Annotated in this window: 15 protein-coding genes, 1 tRNA gene and 1 pseudogene; 3 read left to right on the top strand and 14 right to left on the bottom strand. The window is 41.0% G+C overall.

The annotated features are described in order from the left end of the window. The 11 genes and pseudogenes from G5B06_RS07840 to G5B06_RS07790 all read right to left on the bottom strand — a co-directional run. Positions 1-842: pseudogene (locus tag G5B06_RS07840) on the bottom strand (replication initiator protein A); the annotation flags it as partial. Positions 843-920: 78 nt separating this feature from the next. Beyond that, positions 921-1,823: a ParB/RepB/Spo0J family partition protein gene (locus G5B06_RS07835; protein WP_101872287.1), complete on the bottom strand. Its 903-nt coding sequence runs from the start codon at positions 1,821-1,823 to the stop codon at positions 921-923. Continuing rightward, a complete protein-coding gene (locus tag G5B06_RS07830; protein ID WP_055148854.1) occupies positions 1,813-2,598 on the bottom strand; it encodes a ParA family protein in 786 nt (261 codons plus the stop codon). Before G5B06_RS07830 ends, G5B06_RS07835 begins: the two co-directional genes overlap by 11 nt. Positions 2,599-2,612: 14 nt before the next feature. Then, positions 2,613-3,578 carry a ParB/RepB/Spo0J family partition protein gene (locus G5B06_RS07825; protein ID WP_055160129.1) on the bottom strand — a complete coding sequence of 322 codons (966 nt, stop codon included), beginning with the start codon at positions 3,576-3,578 and terminating at the stop codon, positions 2,613-2,615. Positions 3,579-3,904: 326 nt separating this feature from the next. After that, a tRNA-Arg gene (locus G5B06_RS07820) sits at positions 3,905-3,978 on the bottom strand. A gap of 646 nt (positions 3,979-4,624) precedes the next feature. Continuing rightward, the gene (locus tag G5B06_RS07815) at positions 4,625-5,500 is read right to left on the bottom strand and encodes a DUF3881 family protein (protein WP_173762153.1); all 876 of its coding nucleotides are present in this window, start codon (positions 5,498-5,500) and stop codon (positions 4,625-4,627) included. A gap of 33 nt (positions 5,501-5,533) precedes the next feature. Beyond that, positions 5,534-6,829: a serine--tRNA ligase gene (serS, locus tag G5B06_RS07810; protein WP_021976386.1), complete on the bottom strand. Its 1,296-nt coding sequence runs from the start codon at positions 6,827-6,829 to the stop codon at positions 5,534-5,536. 42 nt (positions 6,830-6,871) lie between these two features. After that, complete coding sequence (locus G5B06_RS07805) at positions 6,872-7,393, bottom strand: DUF4446 family protein (RefSeq protein WP_118170150.1); 522 nt, start codon at positions 7,391-7,393, stop codon at positions 6,872-6,874. 8 nt (positions 7,394-7,401) lie between these two features. Further along, on the bottom strand, positions 7,402-8,331 hold the full coding sequence (locus G5B06_RS07800) for a ParB/RepB/Spo0J family partition protein (protein WP_173762154.1): 930 nt from the start codon (positions 8,329-8,331) through the stop codon (positions 7,402-7,404). Beyond that, positions 8,331-9,098, bottom strand: a complete 768-nt coding sequence (locus G5B06_RS07795) for a ParA family protein (RefSeq protein WP_118071877.1) — start codon at positions 9,096-9,098, stop codon at positions 8,331-8,333. Before G5B06_RS07795 ends, G5B06_RS07800 begins: the two co-directional genes overlap by 1 nt. A gap of 908 nt (positions 9,099-10,006) precedes the next feature. Further along, on the bottom strand, positions 10,007-10,162 hold the full coding sequence (locus G5B06_RS07790) for a hypothetical protein (RefSeq protein ID WP_173762155.1): 156 nt from the start codon (positions 10,160-10,162) through the stop codon (positions 10,007-10,009). A 399-nt stretch (positions 10,163-10,561) separates the two neighbouring features. On the opposite strand from G5B06_RS07790, the gene G5B06_RS07785 reads away from it, so the two are divergent. Further along, positions 10,562-11,005, top strand: coding sequence for an SseB family protein (locus G5B06_RS07785; protein ID WP_148445686.1), 444 nt, complete (start codon positions 10,562-10,564; stop codon positions 11,003-11,005). Between the two features lie 282 nt (positions 11,006-11,287). Further along, positions 11,288-12,241, top strand: a complete 954-nt coding sequence (locus tag G5B06_RS07780) for an alpha/beta fold hydrolase (RefSeq protein WP_173762156.1) — start codon at positions 11,288-11,290, stop codon at positions 12,239-12,241. A 141-nt stretch (positions 12,242-12,382) separates the two neighbouring features. Here the strand turns inward: G5B06_RS07780 and G5B06_RS07775 are convergent, their stop codons facing one another. Then, on the bottom strand, positions 12,383-12,973 hold the full coding sequence (locus G5B06_RS07775; RefSeq protein WP_148445690.1) for a TetR-like C-terminal domain-containing protein: 591 nt from the start codon (positions 12,971-12,973) through the stop codon (positions 12,383-12,385). A gap of 394 nt (positions 12,974-13,367) precedes the next feature. Here G5B06_RS07775 and G5B06_RS07770 point away from each other — a divergent pair, with 394 nt between their 5' ends. After that, positions 13,368-16,679 (top strand): YhgE/Pip domain-containing protein, encoded by a 3,312-nt coding sequence (locus G5B06_RS07770; protein ID WP_173771682.1) that lies wholly within the window; start codon positions 13,368-13,370, stop codon positions 16,677-16,679. A gap of 107 nt (positions 16,680-16,786) precedes the next feature. On the opposite strand, the gene G5B06_RS07765 is transcribed toward G5B06_RS07770, so the two are convergent. Together G5B06_RS07765 and G5B06_RS07760 are read right to left on the bottom strand one after the other, a co-directional pair. Further along, complete coding sequence (locus G5B06_RS07765; protein WP_173762158.1) at positions 16,787-18,352, bottom strand: DUF4340 domain-containing protein; 1,566 nt, start codon at positions 18,350-18,352, stop codon at positions 16,787-16,789. Beyond that, positions 18,352-19,881, bottom strand: a complete 1,530-nt coding sequence (locus G5B06_RS07760; RefSeq protein ID WP_173762159.1) for a GldG family protein — start codon at positions 19,879-19,881, stop codon at positions 18,352-18,354. Before G5B06_RS07760 ends, G5B06_RS07765 begins: the two co-directional genes overlap by 1 nt. Positions 19,882-19,885: the final 4 nt, after the last annotated feature.

Below are 19,885 nucleotides of genomic sequence, written 5' to 3'. Positions count from 1 at the left end.
TATGTGAATAGGTCAGCATCAGAAATTTTTTCTTCACCAGTGATGCCGGATACCAGTTGCTGGCAATCAAGATCTTGTCATTTTTACACATCACAGTCTCTACAATCAGGTTCACGATTTCATCTACCTGCCGCATATCGTCACGATGGGTTACTTCCAGTGATTCATAATCAATGGTCTCTTTGACAAGGTTTTCATAAGCCTGATAATCCTCAGAGCGATTATCGCTATCAAATCTTTTCTCATCCACAGATATGATTAGATTTATTATCATTCATTTCAGTATCACTAAGATTAGTATTATTAGGGTTTGAAATGTAAACTTCTTGAAGTTTGTTTTCGGGACTTCTAGAAGTTTGATTTTGGGACTTCATGAAGTTTGAATTGTAAACTTCTGCGGGTTCCTCATTTTCCACAGAAGTTTGTTTTTTAAACTTCTTTAATTCCTCTTCAAATTTTTTCTCATCTGTTTTCTCAGGCATAAAGGTTTTCACGTAGATGACGTTTACCTTTCCAAATCCCTGTCTGCGTTTCTCAATCAGGCCAATCCCTGTTTCGTCATCCAGTTCTCTCATGGATTTGATGGCTTTATTTCTGCCACAGTTCAGTAATTCCATGATATCTTCGATGGAAAAGTAGATATATGCTCTATTTTTGTCGTCAAACCACTGATTCTTGATGGAAAGAGACATTCGATCCAACATCAGTCCATATAAAATTTTAGCATCGCTTGATAAATCTTTAAAGTAACTGTCTGTAAATAATGCTTTTGGTATGCGGTAGAAGCTGAACTGATCAGCTTCAGTACCGTAAAAATAATTAAATGTCATTTTTTTCTCCATAATTTCCTCCTTTCATTTTCTGCTAAGAAGTCCTCTTTTTAAACTTCTTTGACTTTGTTTTCTTAGCTTTTTCTATCCTTAACAGGACTGTTCCTGCATCCATTTTTCTAATAATGATTCAATCACCTGCTCCATATCTTTGGCTGTATAATCATCCGGAAAGTACTTTGTCAGTTTCTTTTCTGAGAAAGTAAGAGACCGGGATACTTTCTTTGCCATCACACAGTTATTGAAAATTGATAACATCTGGATCTGATTGATTGGTCCATCATTCAGCTGATTTCTGAGTGCTGCAATCTGTTTTGGCTTGATAAATCCGGTGTCGCTGATATATTCGTAAATCCATTCCTGTACTTCCTTGTCGATATAGGAGATATCGACAGCAACCGTGAATTGAAGCTTTTTGTTATCTACCAGATCAAGAAGTTCCGGAATTAATTCTGTCAGTCGGATATACCGCTGAACACTTCGTGCACTTTCTCCAACCTGTTCTCCTAATAACTGATCTGTTCTCGACTTCGTGCCACTTTGGCACAAAGTTAAATCTGTCCGACTCCCCTGTCTTTTCATTGCATCAAGTTTCATCTTATAAGCAAAGGCTTTCTCACTGGGCAACAGTTCCTCTCGCTGAATGTTAGCGTCCACCATCGCAATCACGGCATCATCATCCGATAATTCTCTTACGATTGCCGGAATAGTCGTAAGTCCTGCAAGCTGTGCTGCATGCATTCTTCTATGACCGGATACCATTTCATATTCTTCATTATCATCCATTCGAAGCAGTACCGGTGTCAGTACTCCATTGATCCTTACACTTTCAACCAGATCCTGCATCTTTTCATCATCCAGCACCTTGAACGGATGATTTTTAAACGGATGGATCTTACTGATTTCTATCTCCATTGCAGATTCTTCATTTACCACACCCAGCAGTTCATCAATGCTTGCCAATTTAATCTTTTCGCCACTTCTATTTTTCATTTTTCAAAACCTCCTGTGTTAAGTTCTTATATGCTTCGGCAACTTTTCCTTTCGGGCAGTGCATGTAGATGCTTTTTCCCTCTGCACTGGTCTCAGCAGCTTTTACAGACATCGGGATCACATTTTCAAATACCTCGATCTGACTTCCGTAGGTTGTATGTACTCTCGATGCAATATCCCTTGCGTAATTGGTTCTGAAATCTACCATGGTCAGGAGAATGCCCTCAATCGCCAGTTTCCGGTTCAGTCTTTTCTTTACTGTAAGAATGGTCTTGATCAGCTGCTGAAGTCCTTTCACCGGCAGATATGCGGCTTGCACAGGTATCAACACAGAATCGGAAGAGACCAGTGCATTGATTGTCATCATACCAAGGCTCGGCATACAGTCGATCAGGATATAATCGTATCGGCATCGTATCGCATCGATATATTCTTTCATGATCATTTCTCTGCTCATAACATTTCCCATCGTTACTTCCAGTGCGGAAAGCTCAATATTTGCCGGGAGAAGATCTACATTTTCCTGGTGATGTAAAATCCCATCTTCCAGAGAGATTTCTTCTTCGTTGATGACATCCATCATGATCGTTGCCAATGTGATGCGAAGATCATCCGGTTCCTCATATCCAAGACTTGCGGTTAAACTTCCCTGTGGATCCGCGTCGATCAACAACACTTTCTTACCTTCTCTTGCCAGTCCAATGCCTACATTTACGGTTGTGGTGGTCTTTCCGACGCCACCTTTCTGGTTTACTACGGATATAACTTTACACATGATTTCTTCCTCCTTTAACTTTCCCATGATTCTTTTTTCCATAATTTCAACAGTGCCAGTATTTCCCGTTTCATCATTGCCGGTGTATAAGAATTTGGAAAATACTTGTGCAACTGCTCGTTTGTGAATGCCACTCTTGTGATCTCACCCTTTTTCACTTCACACATGATCTCTTCCATCTTTTCCAGTGACAACTGTTTTTCTTTACTCAGTTGCCGGATCCTCTGGGCCTGTGAGAGTGATGGGATTGCCTGTGCATACTCCATTGCTACAAGCAGTTCTCTTTGTTCTTTTTCACTTAATGCAGCTATCTCTACAGCCGGACAAAAAGAAATAATCTCATCATCCAGTTTCTGCAACATTTCCGGTATCAGTTTTGTCAGTGAAATATAACGCTGCACTTGTTTTGGGCTATCACCACAATCTTCACTGATGATTTCTATTGCCCGCTTTCTTGGTGTTTTGTGGTCAACTTGGCTCTTTTTTCGACCACTTTTTCTTTTTAATACGTCATTCTTCAGTTTGTAAGCAAAAGCTTTTTCACTGTAGCTGATCCGTTCTCTGTGAAGATTGGAATCTACCATGCTCAAGATGGAATCATCTTCACTTAATACCCGGATGATTACCGGTACTTTACGGTATCCCAGTTTCTCCGCAGCATGTTTTCTTCTGTGACCGGATATGATCTCATAGTATCCATCCGGTACTGGTCTGACGATCAGCGGATTTAAAATTCCATACTTCTCAATGCTTTCCTGCAAAAGAAACATTTCCTTATCATCTTTTACCTGAAACGGGTGCTCTTTGAACGGACGAAGACGCTCAATCTCAATTTCTATGATTCTTTCTTCGTTTTCTCCTGATTGTCTGTTTGGCTCAGTCATCTTGACTCCTTTCCTCCAGGATTCAGGAAATAAAAAATGCCTGCCTGGAACTTTTATAGATAGTAAAGTTCCAAACAGACATTGCTGTTTGACCATTAGCTACAGCTAATAGAATTGAATACTGTTTCAGCTAATTCATGTTTGCAGGTTTTGGAAAGATTGTTTCTTTTCCCGCCTTTTCTCTGATTTACATCCCCGAATAAGGGGTGACAACGGAGCGGAACCCAAATGTTAGCTGGACTTCTTAAAACCCATGTTTGCAAACCGGTAATTTTGATTAGCTGTCAGCTAACAAAAATCGGATTGCGTTAGCTGGAAATTGATCATTTTGAATGGAATTTTGTGTCACGAACGTGATTAGAAAATAACAAAAGCGTTCGCTGTCAGCTAATCCAGCTAACATTTTCGAACGCTTTGAAGCCCGTCGCCAAGAGGATTTGAACCTCCGACCCCTCGCTTAGGAGGCGAGTGCTCTATCCAGCTGAGCTATGACGACACATGCCGCAAACCCTTGATTTTACTGGGTTTCTGGGATTTTTCCCTTCGGCCATATATAAGATTATCAACTCTTTTTCGAGTTGTCAATCTACAGATTTTTTTGATTTGGTAACATTAGAACGTTCCCCAATTTGGGGAATGCTTTGTTGTCACCATTAGCATTTTTCAGAATAGATTCGAACTGAAAGTTGTTTTTCATTTTTTCCCTTTGGGGAATGCCTCGGCTTTCTCTTAGGAGGCACTTGTTCTATCCATTAAACTAACAGGACTAATACCGGATTTTTGGCTTAAAATCAAGGTTTTCAGCCATTTCAACGGCATTGGATTTTATGATTTAAAACTGACTTACGTCAGCTGAATCAATCTTATATGATGAAATTTTTTGGTATGAAGCTATCGCCTTTTCCAAAAACGCATATCCTCTTAATTGTGACATCACATAACAGAATCGAACTCAAATTCATTTTTCTGTTATACGCCGAGGCGATAACTCTGGTCACCGCTTAGGAGGCGAGTGCTCTATCCAGCTGAGCTACGAGGACATATATGGTTGTGAAACATTTCGGATGCTTCCAGAAGTTTCACAACCATTATTTTACTATATTTATTTTGAAATTACAAGAATTAATTCCAGGTCCGGAAACTTAGTAATGCAGCTGTCCCTGCAGCCAGATCGTTCCCTTGAAGCGGCGGCCAACTGCAGGCTCACCGAGAAGATCTTTGCTGTTAATGCAGACATCAAACTGCATATCGTTGCTCTCAATAGTCATCTGGCAGATTTCTTCGCCAGTCAGAATATTCTTAAATTTCATAATATCCAGAATCTCGCCAAGTACATTGTACTGGTCACACTCAATTCCATATGGCATGAAATAGGAATCCACAATGGTTAAAATATCGTCAGTAACAATCCTCTGGGAGATCATGGAATACGTATCCATGTCTTCCATTGTGAGGCTTTCCATTGCTTCCTCATCACCATTTCTTGCAGCCTCGATAAGATTTGTTCTGTTTTTGGCAAGCTCACGTTCCACCTTTACAGCCTCTTTATCTTTCTGCACCGGAAAAAGGATCTTTCCTTCTGAAGCAAGACCGGAAACTGTTACAGGTCTGTTTCCGGGATCTTTCAGGCCTCTGCATTTTTCCTGCATATATTCTGCCGGGTTCTGCAGATAAAAGATCATCGTCACACCAATGCGAAGATCATCACATGCACCTGCATAAGATTCTTTCTCTGTATGACGTTCAACAGTTACTTTTTCCCTGGATGTGATTCCTGTTCCTCTGAAAAACGGAAAATAATATTCCACGTGAAACTCACCGTTTTCATCGTACGGACCACAAACGCTGATTCCACAGTCGCAGCCGTAATTCTTGGAAAACTGTACAAATACGCCTTCCGGATGATTTTCCACGCAAACTTTTTCATCGTAGTTTACGATCACATCACGGATGATTTCTTTTACTTCACTTCTTCTGGTAACCTGTGAAAAGCCAACGGCCTTTAAATAACTATGCACAAGAACACCTCCCTGAAAAAGCCTGCGTTTCTCTTACGCGCGTGTCTTTTTCTCAATCTTTGTCATACCGCCCATGTATGGCTGCAGAGCTTTTGGAATGCTTACAGAACCGTCTGCATTCAGGTTATTCTCCAGGAAAGCGATGAGCATTCTCGGAGGTGCTACTACTGTGTTATTTAATGTATGTGCAAGATATTTCTTACCATCTTTTCCGTTTACACGGATCTTCAGACGACGTGCCTGTGCATCGCCAAGGTTGGAACAGCTTCCTACCTCGAAGTATTTCTTCTGACGTGGGGACCATGCCTCAACATCGAGGGATTTTACTTTAAGGTCAGCAAGGTCACCGGAGCAGCACTCAAGTGTACGAACCGGAATATCAAGAGAACGGAACAGATCTACGGTGTTCTGCCACAGTTTGTCGAACCACATTTTGCTCTCTTCTGGTTTGCAGACAACGATCATCTCCTGTTTCTCGAACTGATGGATACGGTAAACACCTCTCTCCTCAAGTCCGTGAGCACCTTTCTCTTTACGGAAGCATGGAGAATAGCTTGTAAGTGTCTTCGGAAGCTCTTCCTCCGGAATGATCTGGTCGATGAATTTACCGATCATGGAATGCTCACTTGTACCGATCAGGTAAAGATCCTCACCCTCGATTTTGTACATCATAGCGTCCATCTCAGCGAAACTCATAACGCCTGTAACAACGTTGCTTCTGATCATGAAAGGCGGTACACAGTAAGTAAATCCACGGTTGATCATGAAATCTCTTGCGTAGGAAATTACTGCGGAATGAAGACGTGCGATGTCTCCCATCAGATAATAGAATCCGTTACCTGCAACACGTCTTGCGCTGTCAAGGTCGATTCCGTCAAAGCTCTCCATAATATCTGTATGATACGGAACTTCGAAATCCGGAACAACCGGCTCACCGAATTTCTCGATCTCTACGTTCTGGCTGTCATCTTTACCGATCGGTACAGACGGATCGATGATGTTCGGGATTACCATCATGTCTTTCAGAAGCTCTTCCTCAACCTCTTTCTCTCTCTGGGAAAGTTCCTCAATACGGGTTCCGGATGCAGCAACCTGCTTTTTAACCTCTTCTGCCTCTTCTCTTTTTCCCTGGCCCATAAGAGCACCGATCTGTTTGGAGATCTTGTTTCTCTCAGCACGGAGAGCCTCAACCTCCTGCTTAATCTCTCTGTTTTCTTTATCAAGTTCGAGAACCTTGTCAACCAGCTCCAGTTTGCTGTCCTGGAACTTATTGCGGATATTCTGTTTTACAACCTCCGGATTCTCTCTCACAAACTTAATGTCTAACATGATATTCCTCCTGTATTAAAAATATTCTTATTTTTGTAATTTTTATTCTTTCTCGATCTCACCAAGTCCGAAGTTTACGGCTTTTCTCAAAGCTTCCACTTCTTCCTGGCTGAGGACAACATAGGATTCACCTTTTACAATCTCCTTTAAATAAAGAAAACAGTTGTCACGGCTGTGAACCGCATTCAGGATCAGACCTGTGTTATTCTTATCAAGAAGTGCCAGCGCAAAACTAAGTTTTCCACCTACATCATCAAAAGCATCATACTTCTCAACACCATATTTGCTGAACATTACATTCAGATTTTTTTTGATAAAGCTGATGTCATGATCATGATCTTCCTTTGCCTCATACAGCCGGTCGATCTGTGCAAATTTTCTTACAAAAACTTTTTCCAGTGACTGTGCATCTCCGCCTCTCATAAACAGCTTATATTTCCGTTCCAGACGGCTCAGACGCATATTGCTGCTCACCACATTAATCAGAAGAATGATGGTAAGGATCAGCAAAATAATGATCACAATCCCGGAATCAATTCCTATGCTTTCAAAAATTCCGCTCATTCTGCCTCCTATCTGATAGATTCGAACAGATCAATGATCCTCTCCAGTTCATCCCTGGAATAATATTCAATTTCAATTTTACCTTTGTTGTTTTTCTTTCGCTGAATGGATACCTTTGTTCCCATGATGCCTTTCATTTTTTCTTCCAGGCTTTCATAAATGGCATCTTCTGCGGTATTTCTCTCTGTTTTCTCTTTTTTAGTCGGGGAAACCAGATTTTTTACAAGTTTCTCTGTCTCACGGACACTGAGTTTCTCATCAAAAACCTTCATGGCTGTATTTTCCTGAAAGGTTTCATCGGAAATTCCCAGAAGTGCTCTTGCATGACCTGCAGAAATCATATCTGCAATTACCATTTCCTGGACTTTTGAAGTAAGCTTCAGAAGACGCATGGAATTGGTTACCGCGGTTCTGCTTTTGGCAACTCTGTCTGCGATTTCATCCTGTTTCAGGTGAAACTCTTCCATCAGACGCTTATAAGCCATCGCTTCCTCGATAGGGTTCAGATCTTCCCGCTGAATATTCTCAATCAGAGAAATTTCCACAATCTCCTGATCTGTAAACTCCTTTACCACAACCGGAACTTCCTTAAGTCCAGCCATCTTGGCTGCTCTCCAGCGACGTTCCCCTGCTATGATCTCAAAATAATCCTTCTTATCTGATACCAGCAGTGGCTGAAGAACTCCATACTGCTTGATGGATTCAGAAAGCTCCATCAGTGCGTCCTCATCAAAATGCCTTCTCGGCTGATTCAGATTCGGCTCCACACTGGAAATTTTTACAAGACGTTCTGCCGCAGGTTTTTCCTGTGCTTCTGTTTTTTCTTTCTTAACTGTGGATCTTGTCCTTTTTGCGGTTTCCTTTGACGGTCCGCCGGCTTTATTAGGAATCAGTGCATCCAGACCTCTTCCAAGGCCTCCTGTTTTTCTTGCAGCCATTATTCGCCCTCCCTGCTGATAACTTCTTCTGCCAGAAGACGGTAGCTTTCTGCTCCTGTAGATCTTGAATCGTACAGGTTAATTGGTTTTCCATAGCTTGGAGCCTCTGCAAGTCGTACATTTCTCGGAATGATCGTTTTGTATATATTCTGATCCAGGTTTTCTTTTACATTCTCTACAACCTGGAGTGACAGATTTGTTCTGGCATCATACATGGTGAAGACCACGCCTTCGATTTTCAGACGTTTATTCAATCTGTCTCTCACCAGTTCGATGGTATGTATCAGCTGTGACAGACCTTCCAGTGCGTAATACTCACACTGAATCGGTACCAGAACAGAAGTTGCCGCCGTCAGGGCATTGATTGTCAGCATGCTCAGTGACGGCGGACAATCCATGATTATGTAATCATATTTCCGACGCAGCTTGTCAGTAATCTTTTTCAGGATATATTCCTTATCCTCAAGATCTACCAGCTCAATCTCAGCACCGGAAAGATTCATATTCGATGGTATCAGGTCAACATTATCTACTACGTTTTTTATAATGGTATCTTTTGTCTCTGCTTCTCCAAGCAGCAGCTCGTAAAGGGTATTTTCTACTGCATTCTTGTCCACGCCAAGTCCACTTGTGGTATTTCCCTGCGGATCTATGTCAATGGCAAGAACCTTTTTCCCTTTTTCAGCAAGGCAGGCCGATAAATTAATTGCCGTTGTTGATTTTCCAACCCCGCCTTTCTGATTGGCAACTGCAATGATTCGTCCCATTTTACCCCTCCTTTTTTGTATTTTTTAAGGGATTTTTACTCATTGGATACCATTATAACACTTTTATTTTTAAACCGCCACATAATGTTTCACGTGAAACAATAGAAAATGGGTTTTGAATTATTTTATTTATTGTGTAGTATACCCAAACTTCAGGGCTCTTAAACTGCTCTTACAATACACGGTTCTTACTCCAGAACCTGTCCTGTTATAAATGCAATTATTTCATATTTTATTATCATCAATTACGCCTCTTTTTTTCGGCGTATATAGCCTGAGCTTTATCGCCATTTAACCGAATCAAGGAAGTCCCCTGCGGGGTTGCGAAAAGCAATAAGCAGTGGGTGGGGACTTGCTTTTATACATTGTGGCACTCAAACGTCGCTTATTTTCTTTTCAGGACAGAAGTAAAACCAATTGATATTACGATGAAGAGCGAAATGTTGTGAAAGATTTTTTGGTACCGTTTCAGGAAATATATCGGCGTATTTTGTCATATAGCAAAATGAAACAGCGAATTTTGGCGTATTTTAGAGACGTCTGATTTTTGCTGTTTTTGTCATTTTTATATAATATATAGAAACTATAAAGTATTAAAAATGCTTATTTTATAGTCATTACAAGCACAATATAGTTGAATTTATATCTTGTGAAAAACATTTGTCATCTTCTTATTTCAGACAGCAAAGTTTCATTTTGTGTCATCTTTTTATTCTGGCTATACGCCGCGAAGCGGCGTATTTGTATTTTTTTCAGTCATCCCCAGGACATTTGCCTGCCAGTATCTCTCCATTCATAGCTTATCGGTCTCAAAATCTCCATCTGAAGCTCTTCTGATTTGTCCAAACTGATCTTTCAGGCAGCTCAAAGTACCTTTTCTTCTCTATATATAAGCCTCAAATCCATCATCAAAAGGATTTTTTATCAAAATAGCTATATTCAGGACCTACATGCACCATTACAGCAGCATATTTAAGACGTACAGCCGCATAAAGTATTAAAAAAATCCCCTTTAATTGTGCCATTTCAGAAATAAAAAGGACTTTTTTTGTACCGTCGCCCATTCAGGTCCTTATTCATAAGGTATTTGCAATAAAAACGGTAGTATTTGTTGCATTTTCGGTGTGTGCAGGTGCACATATTGGTATTGGGGGATTTTTGTGCATTTTTATATATGTACTATAAATCGTACATTAATATTATTATAGTACTATAAATCGTACTTTTATGCTATTTTTAGCGTTAAACCTTTATGTTTTGTCATATCTCTTCTTTTATTTTTCTTTCTCACAGAAAAGTCCGATATATTGGACATATATATTTTCTTTCTACATTTCCTTCCTCACACCCTCATCCATAAAAGCATGCATATTTGCATTTAACTTAATCTTGCCGCTCTATTTCCGGAAATGCTATAATACAACCATTAACAATCTATCTATATTGAAAGGAATATTTCTATCATGAATCCAATTAACCACGATCAGGCAAAGGCCCAATTAGATAAAACGCTTCAGGGAAATGACAAAATCGAAACTGCAATCGCTGCTCTCCAGCAGGACGCTACAGAAGAAATGCTGGCGCACGTTCTCACTGTAATTCGTCGCAGAACGAAAGAGCGTGCTCAGTTGATCATCGCAGTAGAACCACCCAAAGGTGATGGAATAATCAATCTTCAGGCCATAAAAACCAGCGACGGAAAACAATGGTGGGCTACTTTTACCAGCTTTGACGAAGAATTAAAAGGCAGTAACCAGATCATGTCTACTTTTACCGCCGATATTGACAAACTTTTTTATTCCGCACTGGAGGAACCATCTATTGAAGGAGTAATTATTAATCCCTGGAATCGGACAATTATGCTCAATAAAACTTTAATCAATATCATTCTTGGAAATCCTGTATAATCTGTGTAATATTATTTACAGCCATGTATTTACAATGTGTGTTTCACGTGAAACATACATTGTAAAACTCATAAAATTGTTTCTTTTCTATTGTTTTTCACATGTTACTGTTCACGTTTCACCTTTCTTCTCCCAGTCTACAAAAGCATTGTAAAATCCCCCTCAATAGCGTATAATAAAGCAAAGAAATATTCAGACAAAACACATTAGATCAGTGAAGTTTTAGCGCATAAAGCAGTATATTTTCCCTGATCACTTTGTACGAATTTCAGGAGGCTTTTAATGAAGAAAAATGGACACAAACTATTTACACTTGTAGCTTTATTAGGCACAGCCGCAGGAGTCATTCATATTGCCAACCGTTTTATAGATGCTACATCACAGCTTAAAGACATGCTGGAACAGCCACATAGCAAAACCTATAACTGGCGTTTTGGAAAAATCCACTATACTAAACAGGGACATGGGGCTCCGCTTCTTCTTGTTCACGATATGATGCCAGGAGCATCCGGATATGAATGGAGTTCCGTTGAAAAACAGCTTGCGACAGAACATACTGTTTACACGTTAGACCTTCTTGGATGTGGCCGATCAGAAAAGCCGGATATTACTTACACCAATTTTGTATATGCTCAATTACTTTGCGATTTTGCAAAAAATGTTATTCAGCAGGAAACAGACGTTATTGCCAGCGGCTTTTCCGGATCCTTTGCAATTATGGCATATCGTAATAATTCTGATTATTTCCGAAAAATTATGCTTGTCAATCCGCCAAGCCTCAGTTCTCTGAAGCAGGCACCTTGTGAGGATAATAAATTATTCAAACGCCTGATCGAATTCCCTGTTTTCGGAACATTGATCTATCATATTGCATGTTCACGTGAAACTATCAGCAGTCTTTTCATGGAACAATTATTCTATAATCCGTTCCACGTGACAGATATACTGGTCGATACTTATTATGAGTCCGCTCATAAAGGCGGTTCCAATGCCAAATATCTGTACTCCAGCTATATTGGAAAATATCTCAACATCAGTATTAATAATGCTGTAGAATCTTCTGATGCCTGCATTTATATTATTTCCGGCGAAAAAGAAGCTTCCGGTTCTCTTATTGCAGAAGAATATCAGAAGTTGAATTCTTCCATTGAGACTGCTGTAATCCCCGAAACCAGACATCTTCCTCACCTTGAAGATCCGGAGCATTTTCTGGAGCAGGTATCTATTTTCCTGTAAATCCAGAAAATATTTATTAAAAAACATTCATAAGATTTCATAAAAAAATAGAGGTTATATAATTTTATAGCAATTATATAGCCTCTATTTTCTTATTTCATTTTTTTATTTACTGTTTCACGTGAAACATCAAAGATTCTACTATCTCAAAGCCTGTTCTAAATACATATGTGTTGTATTATCAATCAACTTATGTGTCAGTTCTGCCATATGCTGTGTAGATTCCTGATTTTCAGAAGAAAGCCATGTTTTAATCATTCCTACACATCCATTCAGGCAAAAAGCATACGCATACTCAATGTCACGGTTATCCTTCGGCAGACGAATAGACAGGCGATGCAGAACTGTATCTGCAATTAACTTTTCAATCCGACTGACGAACGCCATGTCGCCATTCTTTCCGAGAAGTGCAATACAAATATCCTTATTATTGTCCAGAATCGTAAAAATCTGCTCAATAAACGGATAAGAACTCTCCTTATTATTAATAGGATCCAGAGGATAATCCGCTACCAGATGAGAAACCTCATCCATCAATTCCGCCTCAATAGACTCAAGCATCTGATAGATATCTGTATAATGAAGATAAAACGTCGAACGGTTAATATCCACTTCCTCGACAAGTTCTTTCACGGTAATCTCTTTAATGCTCTTCTTCTGCATAAGGCGAGCCAGTCCTGCACGAAGCTGCGCTTTCGTTTTTCGTACTCTTCTGTCAACTTTTTCCGCCATTTCAAATTTCCCCCAATCATTCCTGTAAAAAATAGCTGTTATTTGTCTATCTTGTAGATTTTATTGTGTTATAGACAAATATTCAATATATGTCTACTAATGTACATTCCGCAAATATTTAATGGTTGTATCTGTGGTATGTGTTTAGTATAATACATCACGTAAAGAAAATCAACACTTTGTTTGATAATGGATTTAAGAACTATTAATAGAGTCAAGAGTGATTAATAGAACTCGATACCATTACTGGAATAAAGTTTGATTAATCAACTGTAGCAATCCAGAAAATCCTTACATCAGGAAGAATTTTTTCAGAATCTGTCTCAATGTAATCATTAATCGGAACGCTGCAAACTATAAATACAAAAAATTTAATAAGAAAGGGATAGGTAAAATGATCAAAAACGAATGGAAAAGCTTACTTCGCAATAAGCTCATGCTTATCGTTGTAATCGCAATCATCGTTATCCCGATCATCTATGCAGGCCTGTTTCTGAAATCCATGTGGGATCCTTATGGAAGCGTGGATAACCTGCCGGTGGCTGTGGTAAACGAAGATAAACCCGTCGAGTACAATGGCAAGACACTAAGTATAGGCAAGGATATGGCGGATGAGCTGAAAGACAACGACTCAATGGCATTCAACATTGTAGACAGTAAGACAGCAGAGGACGGTCTGGCAAACGGAACCTATTACATGGTTATTACCATTCCGGAAGACTTCTCCGCAAATGCTTCTACAGTAATGGATGATAATCCAAAACAGATGGAGCTGAGCTATCAGACCAACCCAGGAACCAACTACATAGCTTCCAAGCTCAGTGAAACCGCGATCCTGAAACTTCGTGACAACATTGCATCACAGGTTACTGAAACCTACACCGAAACCGTTTTTGATTCTATCTCAGAAGCTGGTGACGGAATGCAGGAAGCAGCTGACGGATCCGGAAAAATCGAAGACGGTTTAAGTACAGTTGCCGATGGTAATAAAACCATTACCAAGAACCTGAAGAAACTTTCCACCAGTACTCTTACATTTGTAAGCGGCGCTGACAGCCTTACTGAAGGACTTAAGACATACACCGATGGTGTAGCACAGGTCAACGACGGAGCAAAAAGTCTGGATGATGGTGCAAAACAGCTGAACAGCGGTGTTGCCACTCTTACAGAAAAAGTTCCGGAACTGACAGAAGGCGTTGATACCCTGGATAAAGGTGTTCAGCAGTATACCGCAGGTGTTGACGAACTTAACGAAAATTCCGATGCACTGAAAAGTGGCGCAAGCAGTCTGGAATCCGGTGCAAAAGCACTGAGCGAAGGTATTAATACCCTTTCCAGTGGAACCACACAGTATGTAAGCGGTGCCGACACTCTTGTCGATGGAACAACTGCTTATGTAAAAGGTGCAGAACAGCTGGCAGCTGGTGCAAAACAGCTTTCCGGTCTGGAAAAACTTGGAGATGTTTCCAATGGTATTTCTCAGCTGAATCAGGCTGTTACAAAGGGCAGTGACAAATCTCAGTCACTTGTATCCGGAACCCAGCAGCTGGAAGCCGGATTAAAGAACCTCAATGATACTGTTTCTTCTTTAAAAGACAGCACTACTGATGAATCTATCAAAACCTTATCTGCCGGTCTTGCCTCTGCAAAACAGGGCATGAATGATGCAGCAGATGGCATGACAACAGCCGCTAATGGTATGACAGATGCAGCAAACGGAATCAACAACGCTGCTGGATATATCAATCAGGCAGCAGGCATTACCAGCCAGACCAGTTCCAACATTTCCAACGAGCTGATTCCTGCAGTACAGAATGCAGGCGCACAGTTCTCACAGGTTGGACAGCAGATCAATGATCTTCTCACAGGCTATGGACAGACAACTACCGAAAAGCTTACAGAAGCAAACACAACAATAAGTACTGCACAGCAGAGCATGAGCAATGCTGCAGCTGCACTTCAGGCTATTCAGGCATCCGCTTCTGAAGATGGAACAGTTTCTGCTGAAAGCCTTAGCGAAGTAATCGGTGCACTGAACGATGCAGCTAGTGGAATGTCCGGTGTAGATGGTTCTTATATGAACAGCTATTCCGAACAGGCTTCACAGTTAGTATCCGGTGTATCCAGTCAGCTCTCCTCCACTCAGGAAAGTCTGAATGCTACTGTTTCAAAGCTTAACGAAGCAGCAACCGGACTGAGCGCAATCTCCAATGGTCTTACTGCTGGCGCAGACAGTCTTTCCAAAGGCGCAGCTTCCATGACAGAGGGTGCAGCCAGCATGAATGCGGGTGCAGAAAAAATGGCCGCAGGTGCAAGCCAGATCCCAGCAGTTCCGTCTGATCTGATCGCTCAGCTTTCCGCAGGAGTAAATAAACTCTATGTTGGATCTAAAGCTGTAAATGCCGGAACCCAGCAGGTTTCCGCAGGTCTTCAGACACTGGAAACAAGCACAACATCTTTCCCACAGGCAGCTGCCGGAATCAAGGCACTGAATGAAGGATTCGATACATTAACTGCTAACGATAAGAAACTTACTTCTGGAGCTAAGAATCTGAAAGCAGCCGGAAAACAGATCACAAGCGCACTTCCACAGGTGAAATCCGGTGCAGGTCAGCTTGCCGATGGTTCTGAAACACTGACAGCAGGAATCAAAACTTACACAGATGGTGTTGCAAAACTGGCAGCAAACAGCTCCGCTCTTACCAGCGGTACCAGCCAGCTTTCCAATGGAGCTAAAACACTTTCAAGCGGTGCTACTACTCTTGCAAATGGCACCAAGACATTAGCAAGCGGTACTACTACTCTTTATACTGGTACCAAAAAACTTGTAAGCAATAACAGCACTCTGAACAGTGGTGCAAAACAGCTGGCAGATGGTGCTTCTCAGATTCAGAGTGGTTCTTCACAGCTGTATGATGGTTCCAAGAAACTTGGAAATGGTGTGAAAGAGCTAAAAGATGGTTCTGAAACACTGACTACAAGCCTCAGCGATGGAGCTAAAACTGTAAAAGATAATTCAGCAAGTGACGAGACAATCAAGATGTTCGCAACACCAGTTGTGAGCGATGAAACAAAACTTACCGATGTTCCGAATAACGGACACGCAATGGCACCTTATATGATGTCTGTAGGCCTCTGGGTCGGTGCACTGGCATTCTGCCTGATGTATCCTCTGGCTCAGTATAAAGGCAAACTGAAATCCGGTTTTGCATGGTGGGCAAGCAAAGCTTCCGTACTTTATCCGGTAGCAATCCTTCAGGCAATTTGTCTGATCCTTCTGTTACATGCATTTAACGGATTCACCCCTGTTGAGATGGGCAAGACAGTCCTCTTCGCCTGCCTCGCAGCAATGACCTTTACATCCATGATGTATTTCTTTAACATCACACTTGGTAAAGTAGGAAGCTTCCTGATGCTGGTATTCATGGTCGTTCAGCTTGCAGGATCTGCCGGTACTTATCCGGTTGAGATTTCTCCTGAATTTGTTTCAAAGATTCACGCATACCTGCCATTCACTTACACCGTTGATGCATTCCGTGCAACAATCAGTGGTGGCAGAAGTATTACTACTTCCGTAATTGTACTGGCTGTACTGTTTGTGATCTTCACGATCCTGACAATCCTTCAATTCAATCACATGGCCAAGAGAAAGAAAGCAGAAAAAGTTGTTCTCTTCGACTGGCTGGAAGAAAGAGGTCTTGCTTAACTAACATGTAACTGACAGAAGCTCCCCCGAACCTTCTGTTGGACATAACACAAAAAAACCTGTACGGTGGGCTGAAACCACTGTACAGGTTTTTTTTGTATTATTTTCTATTTCGCCTCAGCAGTTGGTGTTGCTGTGGCTTCTGTTTTTGTTTCACCATTTACCATAGTTTCATATGCATTAAACATTTCTTTTACTGTCATTTTGTTTACGAGGAATACTTTGTTTCCAACGACAGCTGCGTAATAGTTTGTATCATATGTGTAGAAGGTAACGGTTGTCTGGTTCTTGTCAGAGTCTGTAAATACAACTGTCATCTCCGGATCTGTTGCCGGGGTGTAGGTATCTGTCAGCCTCTTCTGTCCTGCCATATTTGTCAGCTTGTTATAGAAGGTTGTAAAGGTTGTACTTTCTATGTCCTCTCCATCCAGCTGATAGGTTGTTGTCTCTTTATCATTACCGTCATCGTCTGTTGTTGTTTCACGTGAAACATTTACAGTATTTGTTGTACCGCCGTAAGTAACCTGAAGCTGATCCAGATTTTTTACAGAAAGATAATTCACAATCAGGGACCAGAGATCCGATGGTGTCTTATCAATAACCGCACTCAATGTATCTGTGGACATTGTATAAATCTGTTTGTTATCTACAGTTACATATCTGCTGCCATCTCCGGCTTCATCACCAACGTAGATAACAAGCTGTTTATCTACTGTAGTTGTCTTGGTGTCTTCAGAAGAGCTGCTGTCGTCGGAAGCATCCGTACTGTCTGCCTCATCACCTTGTGTATCTTTAGAATCGCTCTCAGAAGCCGTAGAATCGCTTTCAGAGGAATCTGAGCTGGTGTCCTCCACCTCTTCCTGATAATCCACTGTAATCGTCGCATACGGATTATCCAGGCCATACTTGGAAAGATCTTCCGCATTGTAGTCTACAAACTGGTCAAACGCAAAATTTCCAAGTCCGGAAGTTACATTTCCTGCTGCCGTCGTATCTGCTGTTTCTTTATCACTGCTTCCATCACTGGAAACATCCCAAGTAGCTCCATCGGAATTTTCTTCCAGAACGTAGGAATCTTTATCTTCGCTGACCTGCACTTTTTTCACTGTGGAAGAATCAATCGTCGGGAAATCTTCTCCCTGTGCATAATCATAAAGAGAATCCATAAACGGAGTAACGGTAGATGCCGCTACCACATAAACCGTACTGTCATCGTCATCTTTTGTAATGTAATACTGATTTGTGGAAGTATTTTCATCTCCAATATTGAATTTCGTTGTACCATCACTGGTATCAACGGTTATTGTATTGGACGGGGAATCCAGTCCGTATTCCGTAAGATTATCTACATTTTCCAAGACTCTGTCCGCTTCCACCGTTTCAATGGCGGAAGCTGCAGAATCCAGAGTTGTCTGATTTACAGGGAAATCAGTCTCATCTTTTTTTACCCAGGAATCATCTTTTTTCTCAAAGGTGGTTTCCTTTTTATCCACAATAAATTCCAGAGACTTGATATCTTCTGTTTTCACGGAAAACACTTTGGTTTTGTTTTCCTCTTCACTGCTGCTCTCTGTCTGTTCTTCTTTGGACACGTAGGTATTTAATCCTACATAAACACCGCCGAGAACTGCCAGAACAACAACAGCAGAAACAAGTTTGGTTGATTTTTTCATTATGCTTTTCTCCTCTTAAGCCAGATCAAAAATCCTGCAACAAGGAACACTCCCGGGATCAGACCGATAGTACAGATCTTCCAGAAAGCTGCATCATAATCGGTTACTGTCAGGCTTGTGGACTGAAGGCTCTTGGATGGAATGGAAACAGAATTGCTGTCATCTGTGCTGGTCATCCAGCTTAAAGATTCCAGAAGAAGTTTCTCATTTCCACCGGATACCATCTGGTCTACCTGGCTCTCCATCAGGTTTGCTGTGGAGTAATAAACAATCTGTGTTTCTTTGTCATCATCTAATGTCTCAGTGATGGCCACACCAAGATCAAACGGACCATCTACATCGCCATCTTCTTTCTCAATATTGCTGCTCTGCATGTTGGTCTTGGAATAAGCCTGATCGGAAGTTGTAAGAATGCTGTTGATGGTTACGGTATCTCTTACATCATCTGTTTTCTGGATGCCCTGTGCATATGGCGCCAGTACATAAGATCCTGCTGAAGCTGTCTCAGAGCTTGCGTCTGTACTATTGACAGTCGGTACCAGATAATATGGCATCTGCATTCCATAATGCTGATTATCACCCTCAAATACAATTCCCTCAGCTCGTTTTACACCGTAATTTTCAAGAACTGCATCGAAGTTCGGCAGATCATCCTGTGTATAATCAGAGAAGATCATGGCCTTTCCGCCTGCCTCCAGATAATCCAGGATTTCTGTTTTTTCTTCCTCGGAAATATCACTGGTCGGAGATACGATCATCAGGCAGTCCGCATCATCCGGAACTTTTCCTTCGGTAAGAAGGTTCAGCTCTTTGATATCAATATTGGCTTTCTGGATATCTTCTTTAAAGTTGGAGTCCAGATCTTTTTCCCCATGTCCGGATAAGGTGTACATAATTGGAAGATCTTCCGATGTTACATATCCGATAGCACTTGTGATCTGTCCCTCACCATCAAAACCTGTTGTGGTCTGCTGCCAGGTATTATAATCTACAGAAGTAGAATACATGTCGTTGTAATTGATAACTTTGTTTCTGTCTCCGCAAACTACAATCAGGCTGTTTGAAGAGAGATCATCGGTTGTATATTCAGATGCAAATTTCGGATTTACAACCGGGTCTTTTACCTCAACTTTAATATGTTTGGACTCATCTTCATAACGTTTCAGAAGATTGGAAATCGTATCATCCTCAGAACCACTCTGGGCAATCTGATAAATGGTAACGTCTTTATCCAGCGCTTTCAGCACTTTCTTAGTTTCATCACCGATGGTGTAAAGCTTGGATGAACTTACATCCAGCTGTGAATATTTGGATGGGATTGCACCGACGATCATATTGATCACAACCACGATCACGATAAAGATTGCTGCCATAGCCATACTGTAGGAACCGTTTTTGATGTGCTTTTTGCTGATGGTACCTACCAGTTTTTTCGGATCTGGTTTATGTTTCTTTTTACCGGAATCCTGTGCAGATTCTGTTGTAACTGATTCGCCTTTATTTTTCTTGAATTTTTCACTGAATTTCATTTCC

The organism is Blautia luti (genome assembly GCF_013304735.1).
In the GTDB taxonomy this organism is placed as follows: Bacteria; Bacillota; Clostridia; order Lachnospirales; family Lachnospiraceae; genus Blautia_A.
The sequence above is the reverse complement of the archived record's forward strand: the minus strand, read 5'-3'. Positions and strand labels throughout refer to the sequence as shown.